The organism is Tepidiphilus succinatimandens (assembly GCF_006503695.1).
GTDB classification, from domain to species: domain Bacteria; phylum Pseudomonadota; class Gammaproteobacteria; order Burkholderiales; family Rhodocyclaceae; genus Tepidiphilus; species Tepidiphilus succinatimandens.
This window is the reverse complement of record NZ_SBIK01000030.1, coordinates 1-1,760: the sequence shown is the minus strand read 5'-3', so window position 1 is coordinate 1,760 and position 1,760 is coordinate 1. Positions and strand designations below refer to the sequence as shown.

Genomic DNA, 1,760 nt, shown 5'->3' with positions numbered 1-1,760 from the left:
TGGCTGCGGCCCCAGTTTCGTGCTGGCAATAGGATGCAATCGCTGCCCAACTGAGCTGCAGCGGCATCAATACCAGCAGAAAAATCATAAACAAGCGACGCATGGACAAGATTGTAGCATCTATAGTGTTTTGGCGGAAGGGCCGGATTCGGCTCCGCTTAGCAGGCCGTTGAAAAAGTGGGCATCGAACGCATCAGGGACGCTGTTTTCGAAGAAACGAGTGGCCCCAGACGCGTCTGCGCAGCGATTGCACCGGCCAATCTGGCCTGTTTGCAGGCCATCTCGCCCATTTCGGGCGCACGTATCCCCGGGCTCACGCATGATGCGCGTCCCACCAGCCGCCGATGCTGCCCATGCGCACCAGGTTGTAGGTGGCAAAGCACAGCAGCGCCTGACCCGTGAGCTTGGCCTGACCGATGAGCTTGGTCTTGGCCAGACCACCCACGGTCTTGATCCAGCCAAAGGCCTCCTCAATGCGCTTGCGCACCTTCTGACTGGTCTTGTAGCCCTCGTGTCGGGTGATCCGGGCATCCACCGCCGAGTGCTTGTCCTTGGCCGCTACGTGCGGCGTGACCTTGAGCTTTCGGCAGCCCTTGATGAAGGCCTTGCTGTCGTAGCCCTTGTCGGCCCCGACCGTAGCCCGCTTGTTCTTGTTGTCCCGACGCTTCAACATGGCCAGCGCCGCCTCGCGCTCGGCGGTGCCGCTGGCATGGGTGATCTCCACGTCCACGATCAACCCGTTGCGGTTTTCCATCAGGATGTGGCCCATGTGGCACAGGCGGGACTTGTCGCCCTGGCTCTTCTTGAACAGGCGGGCATCGGCGTCCGTGGTGCTGGCGTGGGTGTCGTTGCAGCGCTCCTGCCCTTTGAAGTCCACCTCGGGGTTGCGCCCGGGCGGGCTGGCGCTGTCGTCGTCCCGGCGCTTGAAGCTCTTGTGCGAGGCCCAGGCCTCGATCAGCGTGCCGTCCACGCTGAAGTGTTCGTCGCTGGTCAACTTCGCCCAATCGGCGGTGTGCTTGACCCGCTCGAAGAAGGCGCGGGCCAAGTCTTCGTTGAAGAGCCGCTCGCGGTTGGCGCTGAAGGTGGAGTGGTCCCAGACCTTGTCCTCGATGTTCAGGCCCACGAACCAGCGGTACAGCAGGTTGTAGTTGACCGCTTCGACCAACTGGCGCTCGCTGCGGATGGAGAACAGGATCTGCAGCAGCAGGGCCTTGAGCAGCATCTCCGGCGGCACCGAGGGGCGGCCCCGGCGGGCGTACACCGCGTCGAACTCGCGGTTCATCGTCGCCAGCAGCGCAACGACTGCGGCGCGCAGTTTGCGCAGCGGGTGTGTCTGCGGCACGCGCTCTTCAAGGCTGATGTAGCTGAACATCGCTTGCCTGGGAAGTCTTGGTTGCCTCTCATCGTCCTCGTCTGGGTTGTTCGCCGATGGCTTCAGATCGTACTGGCCGACGCCAGCGTCGACGGGGGATTTTTCAACGGCCTGCTAGCTCGGCACACCCGCGCACCCAGTCTCGGTCCATTGCGCCGAACTTCGGGCCTGGGAGGTCACGCAGCAGCGCGACGGTTGCACCAGTAGAAGGTTCACTCCGCGTCGCGGGCCTTCGTGCCGTTCGGGGCAAAGAGATGCGGGCATCCTATCCCCCCGCGTCAGAATACTTGTCGCCCCGATAGGACCAGAGCTGTGAGACTGGTTCATTGATGGTGGTGGGAGGCTGTGGAGCTTGTGGGCGAAGGCCGGCGCGGTGGGCAACGCGGAT

1 pseudogene is annotated in these 1,760 nt (G+C 63.1%); it reads right to left on the bottom strand.

The annotated features are described in order from the left end of the window. Window positions 1–313: 313 nt before the first annotated feature. Window positions 314–1,404 (bottom strand): annotated as a pseudogene (locus tag EPD82_RS11770) (IS5 family transposase). Window positions 1,405–1,760: the final 356 nt, after the last annotated feature.